Below are 17962 nucleotides of genomic sequence, written 5' to 3'. Positions count from 1 at the left end.
CTGAGCCAGGATCAAACTCTCAGGTTCATCGGCGCGCCGGACCGAGGTCCGGGCGCGCGAGAGCCACTCCACAAGCTCCGCTCACCACTCTCGACGCAAACATCCCGGCTTGTCGCCACGCCTCGCTTCATCCCACGGGATGGACGCGGCATGGCATGGCCGGAACGCGTTTGCTTGCTTCCAGAAGACCGATGCGATTGTCAAAAGAGCCACCCCTCCGCCGCGCCTGCCGACGCGCATCGGAGGGCTGCCCACGGCGCGGCGGACCGAACCGCCACGACGGAAGCGATGCCCGAAAGGGCCAAAGATCAGGATGCAGCGGCCCCTGGCTCCTGCGCGTCCCGGCGGCCGGCGTGCCGTGCGACCGGGAGGAAGAGCCCTCCGCTGCGGGGCGCGTGACTTAGCGCCTCCTGGCGCCAGTTTCAAGACCCCGTTTGGGGATTTTCCGGAGGGCATCGCCTCGCGGCAGACACCGAAGATGGGATCTCCCCGCCCCGTCTTCAAGACCCGGTGAACCGGACCTTCCGAACCGCCTCGCGGCGGGAGCGCCACATAGGCCCCTCCGCCCCTGTGCGCAAGAGGCCGCGAACCGGCTCCTGCGCCGGGAAGCGCCGCGGCGGATCGCCCAGGTGGTTCCCGGCCGGGCCGGGTTCAAGCCCCGCCCGGCCCGCCGCGGGTGACCCTGTCCTACGCCGCCAGCGCCCCCTTGCCGCGGCGCTGGTGGCGCAGGACCTCCTCGATCCAGGCATCGAGCCGCCGCGTCTCGGCCTCCGCCGCCTCGCGGTCGCGATAGGCCTCGGGGAAGCGGAGCGAGAGCCAGCGCCAGGCGACGAGGCGCCTGTACACCTTCTCCGCCCGCTCCAGCACCGGCCCCGCACCGCGCTCCGGCGGCGGCAGCCGGCCGGCGGCGGGCGGAAGCACCGGGCGCCCCGCGCCATGCTCCACCGCCCAGCCGGCGAGGCGGGCGACACCGTTGTCGCGCTCGTCCACCGGGCACATGGCGTAGGTCCAGCGCGTGAGCAGCGAGAGCCCCGGCACCCCGTCCACGGCCGAGGCGATGGACAGTGCCTGGCCCATGTCGGCCAGGCGGTAATTCGGGTCGTCGCGGCGCAGCACCGCGCGCCGGATGCGCGCCAGCACCCCGAACAGGCTGTCGGAGCCGATCTCGGCCGCCACCGCGGCGATGATGTCGGCATCGGGCTGCACCTGCGCCCGCATCTCCGCGGGCGGCTCGGGCGGTGCCTCCAGCAGGCGGCGCACCGTCTCCGGCTCGCCGGCGCCGGCGAGCACGGCGACGATGCCCTCCTCGTGCCTGCCGAAGCGCCCGGCGCGGCCGCCGATCTGCTTCACCTCCTGCGCCCGCAGCTCCCGCGCCTCCTCGCCGTCGAACTTGCGCAGGGCGGAGAACACCACGCGGCGGATCGGCAGGTTCAGCCCCATGCCGATCGCGTCCGTCGCCACCAGGATCTCCGCCTCGCCCTCGCGGAAGCGCGCCGCCTCGGCCCGGCGCACCTCCGGGCTCAGCGCGCCGTAGACCACCGCCACGCGCCGCCCCCGCCGCATCAGCTCCTCGCGGAGCTGCAGCACCTCCCGCCGCGAGAAGGCGACCAGCGCGTCGCCGGCGCCGAGCTCGCCGAGCCCGACCGGCCGGCGCGCCGCGACCAGCGGCGCCTTGCGCCGCAGCGACACCTCCTCGACCGGATCGCCGCAGAGCGCGGCGATGCGCCGCACCAGCGGCGCCGCCTCCGGCGCGCCGAGGACGAAGAGATGCCGCGCCGGCGCGCCCATGATCGCGGCGGTCCAGGCGGCGCCGCGGTCGCGGTCGTGCAGCATCTGCGCCTCGTCCACCATGGCGACGTCCACCGGGGCGTGGAAGGGGCACATCTCCACCGTCGCCGCGAGATGCCGGCTGCCCGGCGCCGGGATCCGCTCCTCGCCGGTGGAGAGGGCGGCGGCGACGCCGCGCTCGGCCAGCGCCTCGCGGAACTCGTGCGCGAGCAGGCGCAGCGGCGCCAGCGCCTGCCCGCTCTCCGCCGCCGCCAGGCGGTCCAGCGCCAGGTGGCTCTTGCCGCTGTTGGTCGGGCCCGTAACGAGGGTGATGCGCCGGTCGAGCGCGCGGGCGGTGGCGAAATGCGCGGCGTAGCGGTCGAGCGCCGCGACGCGCGCCACCGCGGCATTGGCGGAGCGGCCGAGATGCAGCGCCGGGGCGGCGGGCCGGGCGGGCGGATGCCGGCGGTGCTCCGCCGCCCGCCAGTCCGCGACCGCGGCGCGCAGCGGGGCGAGGGCGTCCGGGTCGAATTCCAGCCGCTCCCGCCGCCCGGCGACGAGGCGCCGCGCCAGCGGGATCAGCCCGGCGGCGACCCAGCGCCGCGCCTCCGCCAACGAGCAGCCGAGCAGGCCGGGCAGCGCCTCGATGCCGACCAGGCCGCGCTCCCATGCGCGCAGGCGGCGCACCTCCTCGCGCCGGCGCTCGCGGGCGGCGCGGCGCGCCTCGCGCAGCGCCCGGCGGCGGTCCGCCTCGTCGCGGAGGGCGGCCTCGCCGAGGCGCTCGGCCGCCTCCGGGCCGAGGCCGTGCGCGGCGGCGACGGCGCGTGCCAGCTCCCCGAGGCGCTCGGCGGAAAGGGCGCCGCCCGCCTCGGCGATCTCCGCCGCCACCGCGCGCAGCGCCGCCTCCGGCGTGCGGCCGGCGGCGCGCAGCCGCTCGGCGACGGCGCCCTCCAGCGCCGCGCGCAGCGCCGCCTCCGGCGCCTCCGGGTCGGTGACCGCCTCGGCGGCGGCCCGCGCCTCGGCCGGCGTGATCCAGGGCCGGCCCTCCCGCTCCGCCTCCTGCAGGAGGCGCGCCGCCCAGGCGCGGCGGCGGATCCGGCACAGCGCCCCGGCCACCGCGGCCGCGTCGGCGGGCATCCGCCGCGCCACCTCGCGCACCAGCCGCCGCCGCTCGCCCGGCTCGACCCGGAGGCCGGCGGCCGCGATCGCCGCCTCGGCCCTGCTGTTCCTGTCCAGATCCATATCCCTTGCCCAGATCGGCCGCGGCGCCCGTGCGGGTGGCGCGATGCCGCCCCCGCGGCCAAGGGGCGCGGACTCGTCCCGCCCGAGATGGTGCCTCCACCCCCGCCTGCCGATACCCTGCGGGTGCGGGGCAGGATTGATCCGGCCCATCGCGCCCGGCGCGGCATCCGCGCTACAGCGTGGCCGCATCCATGGATCACGCTTCCGCCTGTGCCGGGCGGCCGATCCGCCACCCCGGCGCCGTCGCCTCCGCGGATCGGGCGCCTCTTGCCGGGCGGCCGATTCACTGCTCCGGCGCCGTCGCCTCCGCGGATCGGGCGCCTCTTGCCGGGCGGCCGATTCACCGCTCCGGCGCTTTCGCCTCCGCGGATCGGGCGCCTCTTGCCGGGCGGCCGATTCACTGCTCCGGCACTTTCGCCGCCGCGGATCGGGCGCTGGCCCATGCCGGTTCCGGCCACATCTCGCCATGGAACAGGTGAAGCCGAGGCCCGAAGCGGCTCCGCCCGGCGCGGGCAGGAGGGGGCTGCCGCGGACCATGCTGCGGGGATTGATGCGCCGCCTCCTCCTCGTCCTTCTGGCCGCCGGCGCCGCGGCCGCCCTCTGGGCCTGGCTCGCCCGTCCGCCGCGGCTCGAGACCGCGCCCGCCATGCTCGGCCCGGCGGTGGAGGCGGTCTATGCCACCGGCAGCGTCGAGCCGGTGCACTGGGCGCGGGTCGGCCCCGCCCTGCGCGGGCGCGTCGTCGCGGTGCTGGCGGAGGAGGGCGAGCGCGTCGCCGCCGGCCAGCCCCTCGCCCGGCTCGAGGACAGCACGGCCCGCGCCCAGCGCGAGGAGGCCGAGGCGCGCGCCCGCTTCGCCGAGGAGGAGCTGCAGCGCCAGCGCCTGCTGCTCGAGCGCCAGATCGCCCCACGCGCCCAGTACGAGCGCGCCGAGAGCGAGGCGCGCGCCACCCGCGCCCTGGCCGATGCCGCCGCCCGCCGGCTGGAGGACTACGTCATCCGCGCCCCCGCGGACGGCGTGGTGCTGCGCCGCGACGTGGAGCCGGGCCAGATCGCCGACCCGCTGGACGCGCTCTTCTGGGTGGGCGAGCCCCGGCCGCTGCGCGTCACCGCCGAGGTGGACGAGGAGGACATCCCCCGCGTCGCTATCGGCCAGGCCGCGCTGCTGCGCGCCGACGCCTTCCCCGACCGGGTGCTGGCGGCCGAGGTGGCGCAGATCACCCCGAAGGGCGACACGGTGCGCAAGGCCTACCGCGTGCGCCTCGCCCTGCCCGAGGACACGCCGCTGCTGATCGGCATGACGGTGGAGGCGAACATCGTGCTGCGCCGCACCCCCGACGCCGTGCTGGTGCCGCCCGCGGCGGTGCGGGAGGGGCATGTCTGGGTGGTCGAGAACGGCCAGGCGCGCCGCCTTCCCGTGCGCCTCGGCGTGCAGGGAGCGGAGGCGGTGGAGATCCGCGAGGGGCTGGCGCCGGGGCAGGCGGTGGCGCTCGACCCGCCCGCCTCGCTGCGCGACGGGCAGGCGGTGCGGGCGCGGAGGGCGTCGTGAAGCTGCTGCTCGACCTCGCGCGGGGGATGCTGGCGCGGCGGCGGCGCCAGACCCTGGTCTCGGTGGCCGGCGTTGCCCTCGGCGTCGCCTTCTTCATCGCCATCGCCGCGCTGATGCGGGGCTTCCAAGGCTACTTCATCAGCCAGATCATCGACGTCGCGCCGCACATCACCGTCAAGGACGAGCTGCGCGCCCCGCCGCGCCAGGCCGCCGAGCTCGCCCATCCGGGCGGTGCCGTCACGGTTTCCGGCGTCAAGCCGCGCGACCGCGTGCGCGGCATCCGCGCCGCCGGCGACAAGCTGGCGATGCTCGAGGCGATGCCGGGGGTGGCGGCGGCGCCGCTCCTCACCGGCCAGGCGCTGCTGCGCTACGGCGCGCGCGACGTCTCGGCGACGCTGCTCGGCATCGAGCCGGCGCGGCAGGCGCGGGTCTCCAACATCGGCAAGGACATGATCGAGGGCCGGCTCGAGGATCTGCGCGCCACCGCCAACGGCGTCATCCTCGGCGCCGGCCTGGCGCAGCGGCTGGGCGTGCGGGTGGGGGACACGGTCAGCGCCGTCTCCCCCGCCGGCACGGTGCTGCCGATGCGCGTCACCGGCCTGTTCCGCACCGGCCTCACCGCCCTCGACAACGCGCAGGGCTACACCCTGCTCAAGGTCAACCAGGTGCTGCAGAACCGGCCGAACGTGGTGAACCAGATCCACATCCGGCTGCGGGACGTGACGCGGGCGGAGCCGCTCGCGCGCCAGATCGAGGCGCGCTTCGGCGACCGCACCGAGAGCTGGGAGGAGCAGAACGCCAATTTCCTGACCGTGTTCGTGATCCAGAACGCGGTCATGTACTCCGTCACCGGCGCCATCCTGCTGGTCGCCGCCTTCGGCATCTACAACATCGTCTCCACCGTGGTGTTCGAGAAGACGCGCGACATCGCCATCCTGAAGTCGCTCGGCTTCACCGAGCGCGACATCCAGCTCCTGTTCCTGGCGCAGGGGCTGGCGGTGGGGCTGCTCGGCGCCGCGCTCGGCTGCGCCCTCGGGGCGCTGATGATCGAGGGGCTGGCCCAGATCCGCTTCGGGGTGGAGACGCCGGCCGGGCAGGACCGGTTCATGCTGGTGAGGGACTGGCGGATCTACGCCGCGGCCTCCCTCTTTGCCGTCGCCGCCGCCGGGATCGCCGCGGTGATCCCGGCCCGCCGCGCGGCGCGGCTCGACCCGGTGCAGGTGGTGCGCGGCGCGGCATGAGCGCCCCCGCCCCCCCGCTGCTCGCCGCCGAGGGCGTGACGCGGCGCCTGCCCGAGGGGGTGACGCTGGTGAGCGACGTCACCCTCGCCGTCGGGCGGGGGGAGTTCGTGGCCGTCACCGGCCCCTCGGGCTCGGGCAAGTCCTCGCTGCTCTACCTGCTCGGCCTGCTCGACCGCCCGAGCGAGGGGCGGATCCTGCTGGAGGGGCGGGACACCGCGGGGCTCGATGGGGAGGCGCTGGCGGCGCTGCGCCTCGCCCGCATCGGCTTCGTCTTCCAGTTCCACTTCCTGCTGCCGGAGTTCAGCGCCCTCGACAACGTGCTGGTGCCGATGCGCCGGCTCGGGCGCCTGCCTCTGGTTGAGGCGCGGAGGCGGGCGCTGGCGCTGCTGGAGGCGCTCGGGATGCGGGAGGCGGCGGGGAAGCTGCCCGAGCAGCTCTCGGGGGGGATGCGCCAGCGCGCGGCGATCGCCCGGGCGCTGGCCAACGACCCCGCGCTGCTGCTGGCCGACGAGCCGACCGGCAATCTCGACACGCGCAACGCCGCGGCCGTGTTCGACATCTTCGCCGGGCTGGCGGCGGAGGGGCGGACGGTGATCGTCGTCACCCACGACCTGGCGCTGGCGGGCCGGGCGAGGCGGCGGGTGCACCTGGTGGATGGGCGGGTGGTCTCCGACGGGCCGCCCTGAGGGCGCCGCTCTATCGGAAATGCGTCTGTCGGGAAATTTTACGCGGACCCGTTCCGGTCCAGTTTCTGATCCCCCATGCTGCGAGAAACACTCATGAATTTTTCGTGGCATGGCGTTTGCATAATCCAGCGCAGGCAGGGCGTGGCTCCTGCGAGACGAAGGGACCGGCAGCGGAATGCGCAAACTTCATCTGGGAGCGGCCGTGGCCGCCCTGATCCTGGCGGGGGCCATGGCGGAGGCCAGGGCCGGCACGCTCTTCACCATCACCTCCTCGGGCTACACGGTGGGGTCGGGCTTCGGCAACGGCAGCAACCTGCTCGGCGTGACCTTCGCCTCGTCGCTGTCCAACCCGACCAGCTTCACCCTGGCCAATCCGGGCGACAGCGCGAGCTACACCTTCGGCCAGGTCACCTTCGACGACAATGAGGGCGGGCCGAACGCCGCGATCAGCGCGCAGGAGGCGGCCGGCAATCTCGGCGTGACCGCCTTCCTCACCTTCACCAGCCCGCTCAGCAGCACGGTGCAGAACGTCGCCGTCACCGGCGCGGTGGTCGGGCCGATCAGCGATCCCGACGTGGACTTCTTCATCAATTTCAGCCCGACGGTGGTGAATTTCGGCAATGGCGGGTCCTTCACCGTCTCGCTGAACAACCTGAGCTTCACGCAGAACAACCAGACCCGGACCAACACGGTCACCATCACCCTGACCGCCGCCCCGGCGGCGACCACGCCGCCGACCACCCCGGTGCCGGAGCCCACCTCGATGGCCCTGCTCGGGGCCGGGCTGCTCGGTCTCGGCATCGCCGCCCGCCGCCGCAAGGCGGCCTGACCCCCGGCGGGGCCATACGGATCCCGCCGGGCACGCGGCCGAGGCCCCGCCGCCAATGCTCCCGCTCATCGACGGTGCGGGCCTCTTCGCCCGTTGCGGGGGGCCACTTGAACGGGATCTGCCCCGGCGCCCGATCCGCGAAGGGGGGGCGGCCAAGGCGGATCGGCCGCGATCTGCCTTCGGGCGCTGGTATCAGTCCACCGCCACCCCGGCGGTGCGGGCCTGCTCCACCAGCCAGGCGCGCGCCGCCTGCATGTCCTCGAGCGTGCCGAAGGCGTTGGTGTAGCGGCCGCGATAGCCGCGCCCCTCCAGCAGGCGGAACAGCCCGCCGAAATCGACATCGCCCCGGCCCGGCACCAGGTGCTCCTCATGGCCGTTGCGCCGGCAATCGGCGAGGCGGACCTCCCTCACCCGGTCGAGCGGGATCGCCGCGACGAAGCCCTCCACCCCCTCGGGCAGCAGATGCGCGTGGTTGGCGGTGAAGGAAAGCGCAAAGGCGGGGGAGGCGATGGCCTCGTAGTAGTAGCGCCATTCCTCGATCGTGTGCGCGAGGTAGCGGATCTCGGCGTGCGGCGGCTCGGGGTTCAGGTTCTCGAGCAGCAGCAGCGCGCCTTCCCGCTCGGCATGCCGGGCCATGCGGTGCAGCCGCTCGCGCCCGGCTTCCATGCGCATCGCCCGGTCGGCGGTGAAGTGGTAGCCGGCGTGCACGACGACCCATTCCGCGCCGAGGCGCGGCGCCACCTCGATATAGGCCCGCAGATAGGCATCCACGGCCTCGGACAGGAAGGGCGAGTATTCGGCGACATTCACCGCGGAGAGGGTGTGCAGGGCGAGCCGCACGCCATGGGCCGCGCAGGCGGCGCGGATGGCGCGGCAGCGCGCCGCGTCGAAGGTGGTGACGGCGTTGGCCCCGGTGTCGAGCTGGATGTCGATGTGCGGCACGCCGTGGCGCGCCGCCCATTCGATGGCGTCCTCCAGCCGCAGATGGCGGCCGACATCCACGCCGATCCGCCCGATCAGGGACGTGTGTCGGCGGGGGGACGGGCTCAGGACGCCGTCTCCGCCGCGGCTTGGCGGCGCGCCGCCTGCCCCCCTGCCCGGCCGGACAGCTCGGCGATCACCTGCCGGGCCTTGCGCACATAGACCCCGTCATTGAACCGCCAGGAACCGATGAAGTGCAGCATCGTCGCCTGGTCGGGCGCGACGCCGGGATAGAAGCAGCAGTATTTCGGCCAGGGCAGCGCCATGCCGCCCGGGGAGTTGCACACGAGGTAGTTCGAGGTGACCTGCTCGCTGCCCCATTCCTCCCAGCGGGCGCCCAGCATGGCCTGCATCGCGGCGGAGAAGGCCTCCGCCGTCTCCCGGGTGGCGCCGCCGCGGGCGAAGCCGGCGAAGCCGGCCGAGCCGCGCACATAGCGCCGCCCCATCGCGGCGGGCAGGCGGGGCAGCGCCCGTTCCGCCAAGATTTGCATGTGATCCGAGGGGTGGTCGGCCACCGCCGCCGCCGCGGCCTCGAGATCCACGATCGGCTGGCCGGGGCCGGAGTTCAGGGTGAAGGCCCGGTTGTCGCGCACCGCCGCGACCACCTCGGGCACCGGGCCGGTGGTCAGCGTGTCGGAATCCATCTGGATCACGTAGCTGTCGTGGCTGAGGTCGAGGATGTGCAGCAGCCGCTCCCAGCAGCCGCCCCTGGGGCAGGGGTCGGTGCGGATCGACTCCAGGCGGACGAAGCTTGGCCCCCCGAGGTGATGCCGCAGCAGCTCGCGGTCCCGCTCGGTCAGCGTGCCGTCATCGATGATGACGATCTCGCCGCCCGGCAGGTGGCGGTAGAAGGACTTGATCGCGACCAGATACATCATGCGGTCCTGGGAGCGGACCATGCTGACGATGCGCAGCGGCGCCGGCCGCGGGCGGATCGGCGGCGTGTCCAGTATGCCGCGGCAGAGCCAGCCGAACCTCAGCTTGCGGGTCTTGCGGAGAAGGGTCTGGAACACGCGGGTCTCCTGGCGGGCGTTGCTGTGGGTGGGGGCGGTTCAGGAAGACAGGATCAGGGAATGGCGGCGCAGCCTGCGCGCCAATTGCGCCGCGCCCGAGAGCAGGCGCTGCTCGGCACCGGCAGGCGCGCCGGCAAGGCGCCATAGAAGGAGTTGCGCGCCGATGTGCACGGAGGCGCCACAGGCCGCCAGCATCGCCAGCTCGAGCATGGCCCGCAGGAAGCCCGGCGGGCCGGCCGGCAGCCATCCCTGCAGGAGGATGACGGCCAGCGCCATGGCCGCGGCCGCCGCGAAGCTCCGCCACACCTCGGCCGCCACGGCGCGGAGGGAATGGCCGAGCAGGCGGGAAACCTGCCAGTGCCACACCAGCGCGTTCAGCACGGCCGTGGCCAGCATCACGGCGACAACCCCCGTGACGCCCCCGTGGAGCGCCGCCACGGCGACCGCCGGAAGGCGCACCAGCACCAGGAGGCCCAGGGTCTTCACATAGGGCCGCAGCCGGTCGAGCACGAAGAAGACGTTGATGGTGAAGGCGGCCAGGCAGTCGGCGAGGGAATACAGGGCGCAGAGCGCGATCAGGGGAGCGACGCCCGCCCAATTCGGACCGAGGGCGAGCCGCTCCACCTGCGGCGCCGTCAGGGCGATGCCGACCGAGAGCGGCACCATGATGGCGGCGAGGAAGGCGAAACCGCCGATGAAGTGGCGGCGCAGCAGCGCCATGTCGTGCTGCACCTTGGCATAGCCGGCGTAGATGGGGGTGCGCACCGGCACCGCGACCTCATGCACCGGAACGGCGGCCACATGGTAGGAAACCTGGAAGGCGCCGAGGGCCGGCAGGCCGACCCAGCGGCCCAGGATCAGGTTGGGGCCATGGGCATCGGCGGTGTTGAAGGCGTTGATCACCAGCATCCATCCCGAGAAGCGCAGCAGGCCGCGGGCATTGCGCAGCGAGAGGCGGGGCCGGTGCGGCGCCAGCCAGTAGCTGTAGGGGACGCTCACCACCTTGGCCGCCAGGTTGCCGAGGACCAGGCACCAGTAATTCTGCAGGATGATCGCCAGGATGAGCGAGGCCGCGAAGGCCACCACCTTGTTCACGACCTGGAAGCGGAACACCCGGTCGAATTGCAGCTCCCGCTGCAGGCGGTACATGCCGATGCTGGTGAAGCCGTCGAGGGCGATGGTCAGCGCCACCACCATCAGCACGGGGGCGATGCGGGGGTCGTTGAGGAAGGCGGCCTGCCACTCCGCCGTGGCGGCGATCAGCCCCGCCAGCAGCAGGCAGCGCAGGATGTTGAGGGTCCAGGCCGTGTCGTAGAGTTCCCGGGTCGGCTCCGGCTGGCGCACCAGGACCATGCCGTAGCCGGTCACGCTCAGCACCTCGATGAAGGCGATGGCGGCCCCGGCCAGGGCGACCAGGCCAAAATCCTCCGGCACCAGCAGCCGCGCCAGCACCAGCATGCTGATGATGCTGAGGCCGCGGATCACCAGCCGGCCCGCGATCATGAAGGCGGCGCCGACCGCCACCTGCCGGACGACCGACTGCCCGGGCGCGGCACCCGCCGGCGCGACCGGAGCCAGGCCTTCCGTCACCGCGCCGATGGCCCGGCCGGCATCCCTCTCTGTGCTCATCCGTTCCGCCGCTGGGCCCGCGCCGGGTCTGGCGAGGTGCCTGCCATACTCGCGCCCGCTTCTTCCATCGGAATCTTCCCTGGCGGCTTCCCCCGGGGGGGCGCCGGAGAATCGGCCAGCACCCCAAATCCTCGCGACGCCGCATCTGTTGAACGCAGGTGGACCTCAACCAAGACTTGTGGTAGCCATTTTATCTAGCGCTCCACGCTGGCGCCATCGTGCTGGCATCGTATCGTAGTTGCGCCACCGCCCGGGAGATATCCCATGGGGCCTGAGAACGGACGAGGTGCCGAGGGTGTGAAGGCGATCCCGAACCGGATCGCCCCGCTGCGCCTGCCCGAACGCTTGGCCTGGCCGGCTGCCGCCCTCCTCATCCTCGGGATTTCCCTGCTGCTCTGGACGCTTCTGGGCTTCCTCCTTGTCGCCCTGATTGGGTAAGGCGAGGGCCGATCAGGATCGGCGGGGTCCCAGCTTCCCCTGGAAGGGCCCCAGCAGCACACCGGCAAGGGCGCGATTCACACACTGGCTACCGCTGGTAGCACCTTCTTCCGTACCGGTGCGCAGCGAGGCGGCGCGTAACGAAAGAGAGGGAAGCGATGAACTTAGACGATGCGATCCAGAAGCACGCCGAGTGGAAGCTGAAGTTTCGCAATGCGATTTCTAAAAAGGAACAGATAGACATAGCCACTATCAGCAAAGACAATTGCTGCCAGCTTGGCCAGTGGCTCTATGGCGATGGTAAAGCGAAGTATGGAACGAAGCCTGAGTTCATAGCAGTGATCGAACGACACAGGGCATTCCACATCGAGGCAGGAAAGATCGCACGCTTGATCAACTCTGGTCATTACGCTCAGGCAGAAAAAGAACTCGGAAGTGGAACTAATTATGCGCAAGCTTCAAGTGCTGTCGGCACAGCTATCATTCAGCTAAAGCGCGTAGTTTCTAAGTAATGAATCCATTTACCAATAAGTTATTATCTCATCGATGGGCCTTCGTGCTGCTTGTTCGCCTTGGGACCAGCGATCTCTTCCCCGGCCAATGCCGTCAGGAATGATCAGCTTCAACCCGCGGCTCTGGCCGCGTAACCTTCGACGCGGTGCTTCACACACCGAGAGCGGTCCGGCCAGGGCCTTCCGGCGTTCCGTGCCGGGTCTTCTTGCCGCCGCGCTCGTGGCGGCTCTCGGGCTCCTGCTGCTCGGCCCAGGCCCGGCGGGTTTCGGCGTGGCCGCCCTGGCGCTCGGCGGCGGGCTCTTCCAGGTCCTGAGCCGTGCCGCCGGCAGCGTCGAGGGCTGGTTCCGCCGCGTGCCGCCCGCGCCGGCGCTGCTCGCCCTTGACCACCCCCTGATGGCCGAACTCGGCGGGCAGGTGGCGCTGTCCAACGCCGATTATGACCGGCTGGTCGGCTATTTCGCCGCCGGCCTCCGCGCCTATCGCAGCCCCGGCTGCGCCCTGGTGCTCTATCCCGGCGTGCCCGGCACCCGCGGCCTGCGCGTCGAGGGGTTGGAGGGCTTCGCCCGCACCGCGCCGCTGCTCGCCGCCTGGGTGACCACCCGCGGCGACGCGATCCCGCTGCCGGACGGCACGGCATTCGACGCCTTCGGCCATCTGGTGGCGGGGCTGCACGCCGGCACCGACCCCGCCTCTGCCGAGTATTGGGGCGCCGCCGAGGATCTCGACCAGCGCATCGTGGAGGCGGGCGACATCGCCCTTGTCGCCTGGATGCTGCGGGACCGTCTGCGCGCCGCCCTGCCGGCGCCCGCGCAGGCGGCCCTGCTCACCTGGCTGGGCCAGGCGCAGGCGCGGCGCATCTATGGCGGCAATTGGCACCTGTTCTGCGTCGCCATCGGCCTCGCCTGCGAGGCCTGGGGCGCCCCCGCCGCCGCGGCGACGCGCGCGCACTACCGGGCCTTCAAGGAGTCGCATCTCGGCGAGGGCTGGTTCAGCGATGGCGGAGAGGTGGACCACTACAACGCCTGGCAGATGCACTATTTCTTGTATTTCCTCGCGCGCATGGACCCGGCGTTGGACACGGACTTCATCGACGGGGCGCTGCGCCGCTTCGCGTCGGGCTATGCGCATTTCTTCGCCCCGCGGGGCTTCCCCATGTTCGGCCGCAGCGCCTGCTACCGCATGGCGGTGCCGACGCCGCTGGTGCTGGCCGCCTCGCTGCCCGACCCGCCCCTGCCGCCCGGCCAGGCGCGGCGGGCGCTGGATGCGATCTGGTCGCACTTCATCGCGCGCGGCGCGCTGGCCGCCGGCACCGTCACCCAGGGCTATGAGGGGCCAAGGCCCGAACTGCTCGAGAACTACTCCGGGCGCGGGAGCTGCCTCTGGGCGCTGCGCTCGCTGACCGCCGCCTATTGGCAGCCGCCCACAGCGCCGATCTGGGCCGCGCCGCCGGAGCCGCTGCCGGTGGAGCGCGCCTCCTACGACCTCACCATCGCCGCGGCGGGCCTGCGCGTGATCGGCGACCAAGCGGCGGGCAGGGTGGAGGTGCGGCCGCTGCGCAACGCCGGCGCGGCGGACCGGCCCTTCCGGCCGCTCGGCCCGCTGCGCGGTCTGGCCCAGGCGGCGCTGCGCCGCCCGCTGCGGCCGGCGAATTACGGCGCCAAGTACGGGCGCGCAGCCTACCGTTCGGATCAATCATTTGGACAATGATTGTTTCATTAAAAAGAATGAATTGCTTTTTTGCTGAAAGCGCCTTCTTTCCGATCATGCTGAAGGGTGCCCTCCCTGGGTTGGGGCGCAAAACCGGTGCCCGCAAGTAATAAGGACTTGGGAAAGATCGGTGAGGATCCTCTTCATCAACGACTATCATCTTCCTCAGGTGTATCGAGGCACTGAAGTCAATACCCATGCGCTCTGCACGATCCTGAGGGAGGCGGGACAGGAGGTGGCCGTGCTGGCGGCGCTGACGCCACGCGGCCTAGTGGGTTTCTGGAGCCGCGCCAAGCTGAAGCTCGACAGGCGGAAGGCCTGGGTCATGGATCGGGCAATGGGGTATCCCACTTATCGCGCCTGGCGGCCGCGGCTGGTGCTGGCCGAGGTGATAGGGCATTGGCGCCCGGATGTTCTGGTATACCAGGCTGGAGATCGAGCGCTTGCCGACACGGCCGTGGACACCGGCTTGCCCACTTTTGTCTATTTTCACGTCCGTCCGGACTGGGATGACGTTCCAGATCCAAGACGGGTACGGTTCATAACGAATTCCATATTCTGTCACGAAACAATAAAAGAAAAATTTCAAATAGAATCAAAAATTATAAGACCTCTCATATTAGACAATGAATACAGAACCCACGTTACCAGGAAATATGTCACATCCATTGGAGTTTCCCTTGATAAGGGAACTGATATCGTTCTGGACATAGCCTCCGCGCTGCCGCAGTTCCAGTTCAACGTGTTCTCCAACTACATCAGGCCCAGCGAGCAGCAGAAAGCCCTGCTTCACCGCGCGAGGGCGCTGCCGAACCTGCGGATCTCGCCGCCCCAGCGTTCCGGGAAGAAGATATACCGCAACACCCGCGTGCTGCTCGCCCCGAGCCGCTGGCTCGAGACATGGGGCCGCGTCGTCACCGAGGCCCAGGTCAACGACATCCCGGCGCTTGCCAGCAACCGCGGCGGGCTGCCGGAAGCGGTGGGACCGGGAGGGCTCTGCCTCCCCCTGGATACGCCCATCGGCGAATGGGCAGCGGCGCTGCGCCGCATGATGGAGGACGACGAGGCCTACGCCCAGTACCAGAGAGGCATAAGGGAGCATAAGACGTCCAGGGAGCTTTCCCCCGCAGGCATCACGGCGGACTTCCTGAAGACGATAGGCGCCTAGCCATTCCCGCCCGGGACTTGATAAGCCTGCGGAGGCAAGAGGCCGGTTGGCCTTGCGGGAAGGGCAGAGGACGATGCCGCAGCCATCCATCCCGGGCGGGATCAGCGTCGTCGTGCCCACCTACAACCGCGCCGCGCTGCTGCCGGCGACGCTCGATGCGATCCTGGCGCAGACCCTGCCGCCGCGCGAGGTCATCGTCGTGGATGACGGTTCGACCGACGCCACCGGCGCGGTCCTGGCCCGCTACGGGGGGCGCATCCGCAGCCTGCGCATCCCGAACTCGGGCGACCTGGTTGCCCGCAACGCCGGGCTCCGGGAGGCGCGGGGCGAGCTGGTCGCCTTCTGCGACAGCGACGATCTCTGGAAGCCGGATTTCCTCGGGGCGATGGCCGGGATCTGGCAGGCCGAGCCGCGCACCCGCGTGGCCTACGGCAATTTCCTCATCATCCGGGGCGAGGCCTGGCAGCAGCGGCCGAAATTCGACGATGCGCCGGAAGGCTACTGGTCCGGGCTGCGTGCCCTCGGGCCGGAGATCGCGGTGTTCGACCAGCCGCCGCTGCCGCGCCTGATCCGCTTCCAGCCCTTCTTCCCCTCCGGCATGGTTGCCGACCGCCGCTTCTTCCTGGACATCGGCGGCTGGGACGAGACGGTGGGCCGCACCGTCGGCACGGATTTCGCGACCGCGCTCCGCCTCGCCGAGCATGCGCCCTTCGGGGTGCTGCGGACGCCCCTGGTCGGCATCCGCAAGCATGCCACCAACTACTCGGGCGACGTGCAGGCCATGAACCTCGGCGATGCCGCGATCCTCGAGCACGTCCTCAGGACGCGCCCGGTCCTTGCTCCCTACGCCGCGGAGATCCGCGCCAGCATCGACCAGCGGCGCGCCCAGGCGCTGGATATCGCCTTCGCACGGCGCGATTTCGCCGGCGTGCGCCGGATCCACGCCATGCTCCCGCCCTCGGCCCGCTCGCGCCGGCAGCGGCTGAAGGCCGCGGTCGCGACACTGCCCGCGCCGCTGCGCCGCGCCGTGGCGGAAGCGCTGCTGATGCTCGGCACGCTGCGCAGCGGGCGGTCGCCGGCGGCGGAGCGCCGCCTCACCTGACCAGCCCCGGCCGCCCCGCCCGCTCCCAGGCGATCACTTCCGCCAGCCCCTCGCGCAGCCCGACCGGCGGCGGAAGGCCCAGCATCGCCCGCGCCCGCGCCGGCGCGCCGAGGGAGTGGCGGATCTCGCCGGCGCGCGGCGGGCGCCGGCGCAGCTCCAGCGGCACGCCGCACAGCGCCGCGATCGTCTCCGCCAGCGCCAGCACCGAGGTCGGCCGACCGCTGCAGACGTTGAGCACCGGCGCCGCGGTGGCGGCGGCGCGCATCCCCGCCAGCAGGGCGGCGACCACGTCGGTGACGAAGATGAAGTCCCGCGTCTGCTCCCCGTCGCCGAAGACGTCCACTGCCTCGCCGCGCGCCAGCCGGTCGCAGAAGATCGAGATCACGCCGGAATAGGGCGAGCGCGGGTCCTGCCGCGGCCCGAACACGTTGAAGAAGCGCAGGCCGAGCGTCGGCACGCCATGCACCACCCCGGCGACGCGGGCGTGCTGCTCGGTGCCGAGCTTGTCGGCGCCATAGGCCGAGAGGGGGCGCGGCACCGCCTCCTCGGTCAGCGGCAGCGTCGCCTGGTCGCCATAGACGGCGGCGGAGGAGGCGTAGACCACCGGGATGGCGGGGTACCCCTGGCGCGGCCGGGCGGCATCGAACACGGTGATGCTGCCCGAGAGGTTCACCCGGTGCGTGCCGAGCCAGTCCTGCACCCCGCGCTCGACCGAGGCGATGGCGGCGAGATGGAAGCAGCCATCCACCCCCCGCATGGCGGCGCGGACCGCCTCGGGGTCCGCGACATCGCCCCGGATGAGTTCGGCGCCGGGAGCGAGGTTCGCCTCCAGGCCGGTGGAGAGGTCGTCGAGCACCCGCACCGCGTCACCGCGGGCCCGGAGGGCGGCGCAGAGATGCGAGCCGATGAAGCCGCAGCCGCCGGTCACCAGGAAGCGCGCCACCGGGTGTTCCCTCCGCTCGGGCCGGCCGCTTGGCCTGCTCGTGGTGGAAGTGTAATAAAAGCGCGGCGATGGAGATGCAACCGAAGGCCGTGATATCTCCGCCCCGCGCGCAGGGAAATTGACCCTGCGCCCCCTTCTCGCCCAGGATCGCGCAAGCCCCGGCCCCGGCCGCCGCGTTCCGGGGGCCAGCCGCCGGAAACCGCCCCATGTCCCGCCCCACCGTCTCGGTCGCCGTCTTCGCCTACAACGAGGAGGACCGGATCGCCGCCTGCCTCGATGCCATCCGCGCCTGCGCGGAGGAGGCGCGGCTGCGCGTGCACGTGCTGATCAACGGCTGCACCGACGGCACCGAGCGCATCGTGCGCGGCTACCGGGCCCCGGAGATCGACCTCCGCCCCATCGTGATCCGGCGCGGCGACAAGGCCAATGCCTGGAACCACTACACCCACGAGGTGGCGCCGGAGGAGGCGGCGATCCACGTCTTCACCGACGGCGACATGCGAATCGGCCGCGGCTCGATCGCCGGCTTCCTCAAAACCTTCGACGAGCGGCCGGAGGCGCATGGCTGCGCCGGCCTGCCCGCCAGCGGCCGCAGCCGCGACGCCTTCCGCGAGAAGCTGATCCGGGAGCGGGAGATGGCCGGCAACCTCTACGCCGTGCGCGGAAGCTGCCTGATGGAGTTCCGCCGCAGGAACATCCGCCTGCCCTTCGGCATCTTCGGCGAGGACGGGCTCGTCACCACCCTGATCAAGTGGAACCTCGATACCAGGGGGGAGCGGGACGACCGCCGCATCACCGCCTGCGAGACGGCGACCTTCTCCTATGAGCCGCTCTCGCCCTTCCGCCTGCGCGACCTGCGCATCTACTACAAGCGCAAGATGCGCTACGCGGTGCGCCAGCAGCAGGTGAACATGCTCTGCCCCCTGCTCTGGGAGGGCGGGGTGGAGGCGATGCCGGCGCATGTCGTGGACCTCTACCGCGCCTGCAAGGATCGCGTGGCACTGCACTGGAACGGACTCGACACCTGGTTCGACTGGATCGCCTGCCGGCGCATCCGGCGCGATGTCGTGGCAGACGACAGCGTTCGGGAGGCCGAGCGGGCCCACCTCTACAGCTGAGCCATCGCAAGGCCACGGGCGCGCTTCCCCAGGGCGAAG

General features: G+C 71.9%; 15 protein-coding genes. 10 read left to right on the top strand and 5 right to left on the bottom strand.

The window, feature by feature from the left end; translation table 11 throughout:
- Nucleotides 1–687: 687 nt before the first annotated feature.
- On the bottom strand, nt 688–3009 hold the full coding sequence (locus tag ET526_RS09790) for a helicase-related protein (protein WP_135467511.1): 2322 nt from the start codon (nt 3007–3009) through the stop codon (nt 688–690).
- 550 nt (nt 3010–3559) lie between these two features.
- Here ET526_RS09790 and ET526_RS09785 point away from each other — a divergent pair.
- The 4 genes from ET526_RS09785 (at nt 3560) to ET526_RS09770 (ending at nt 7311) form a co-directional block, all read left to right on the top strand.
- On the top strand, nt 3560–4555 hold the full coding sequence (locus tag ET526_RS09785; RefSeq protein WP_135467510.1) for an efflux RND transporter periplasmic adaptor subunit: 996 nt from the start codon (nt 3560–3562) through the stop codon (nt 4553–4555).
- Entirely contained in the window at nt 4552–5796 is a 1245-nt protein-coding gene (locus ET526_RS09780; RefSeq protein WP_240048338.1) for an ABC transporter permease, read from the top strand. The genes ET526_RS09785 and ET526_RS09780 overlap by 4 nt, the downstream gene beginning before the upstream one ends.
- Complete coding sequence (locus ET526_RS09775; protein WP_135467509.1) at nt 5793–6482, top strand: ABC transporter ATP-binding protein; 690 nt, start codon at nt 5793–5795, stop codon at nt 6480–6482. Before ET526_RS09780 ends, ET526_RS09775 begins: the two co-directional genes overlap by 4 nt.
- A gap of 202 nt (nt 6483–6684) precedes the next feature.
- A complete protein-coding gene (locus ET526_RS09770; RefSeq protein ID WP_135467508.1) occupies nt 6685–7311 on the top strand; it encodes a PEP-CTERM sorting domain-containing protein in 627 nt (208 codons plus the stop codon).
- Nucleotides 7312–7503: 192 nt separating this feature from the next.
- Here ET526_RS09770 and ET526_RS09765 read toward each other — a convergent pair whose 3' ends face one another.
- Genes ET526_RS09765 through ET526_RS09755 form a run of 3 tightly spaced genes read right to left on the bottom strand, consistent with a single transcriptional unit; the run spans nt 7504 to nt 10934 of the window.
- Nucleotides 7504–8313 (bottom strand): sugar phosphate isomerase/epimerase family protein, encoded by an 810-nt coding sequence (locus tag ET526_RS09765; RefSeq protein ID WP_240048337.1) that lies wholly within the window; start codon nt 8311–8313, stop codon nt 7504–7506.
- A 44-nt stretch (nt 8314–8357) separates the two neighbouring features.
- Complete coding sequence (locus tag ET526_RS09760) at nt 8358–9305, bottom strand: hypothetical protein (RefSeq protein WP_135467506.1); 948 nt, start codon at nt 9303–9305, stop codon at nt 8358–8360.
- A gap of 39 nt (nt 9306–9344) precedes the next feature.
- Complete coding sequence (locus ET526_RS09755; RefSeq protein ID WP_135467505.1) at nt 9345–10934, bottom strand: lipopolysaccharide biosynthesis protein; 1590 nt, start codon at nt 10932–10934, stop codon at nt 9345–9347.
- Between the two features lie 264 nt (nt 10935–11198).
- Here ET526_RS09755 and ET526_RS21245 point away from each other — a divergent pair, with 264 nt between their 5' ends.
- From ET526_RS21245 to ET526_RS09735, 5 genes are all read left to right on the top strand, one after another.
- The gene (locus ET526_RS21245; RefSeq protein ID WP_158295549.1) at nt 11199–11372 is read left to right on the top strand and encodes a hypothetical protein; all 174 of its coding nucleotides are present in this window, start codon (nt 11199–11201) and stop codon (nt 11370–11372) included.
- A 158-nt stretch (nt 11373–11530) separates the two neighbouring features.
- Complete coding sequence (locus ET526_RS09750) at nt 11531–11884, top strand: CZB domain-containing protein (RefSeq protein WP_135467504.1); 354 nt, start codon at nt 11531–11533, stop codon at nt 11882–11884.
- A 193-nt stretch (nt 11885–12077) separates the two neighbouring features.
- A complete protein-coding gene (locus ET526_RS09745) occupies nt 12078–13592 on the top strand; it encodes a DUF2264 domain-containing protein (RefSeq protein WP_158295548.1) in 1515 nt (504 codons plus the stop codon).
- Between the two features lie 130 nt (nt 13593–13722).
- A complete protein-coding gene (locus ET526_RS09740; RefSeq protein ID WP_135467502.1) occupies nt 13723–14760 on the top strand; it encodes a glycosyltransferase in 1038 nt (345 codons plus the stop codon).
- Between the two features lie 73 nt (nt 14761–14833).
- Nucleotides 14834–15862, top strand: coding sequence for a glycosyltransferase family 2 protein (locus ET526_RS09735; RefSeq protein ID WP_135467501.1), 1029 nt, complete (start codon nt 14834–14836; stop codon nt 15860–15862).
- On the opposite strand, the gene ET526_RS09730 is transcribed toward ET526_RS09735, so the two are convergent.
- The gene (locus ET526_RS09730) at nt 15855–16805 is read right to left on the bottom strand and encodes an NAD-dependent epimerase/dehydratase family protein (RefSeq protein ID WP_135467500.1); all 951 of its coding nucleotides are present in this window, start codon (nt 16803–16805) and stop codon (nt 15855–15857) included. The two genes, ET526_RS09735 and ET526_RS09730, sit on opposite strands and share 8 nt — an antisense overlap.
- Before the next feature lie 206 nt (nt 16806–17011).
- Between ET526_RS09730 and ET526_RS09725 the strand changes: the two genes are divergently transcribed.
- Entirely contained in the window at nt 17012–17923 is a 912-nt protein-coding gene (locus tag ET526_RS09725) for a glycosyltransferase (RefSeq protein WP_135467499.1), read from the top strand.
- Nucleotides 17924–17962: the final 39 nt, after the last annotated feature.

It is taken from the genome of Crenalkalicoccus roseus (assembly GCF_004761865.1).
Lineage (GTDB): Bacteria > Pseudomonadota > Alphaproteobacteria > Acetobacterales > Acetobacteraceae > Crenalkalicoccus > Crenalkalicoccus roseus.
Note: the sequence above shows the minus strand (reverse complement) of the source record. Positions and strands in the feature narration are given on the sequence as shown.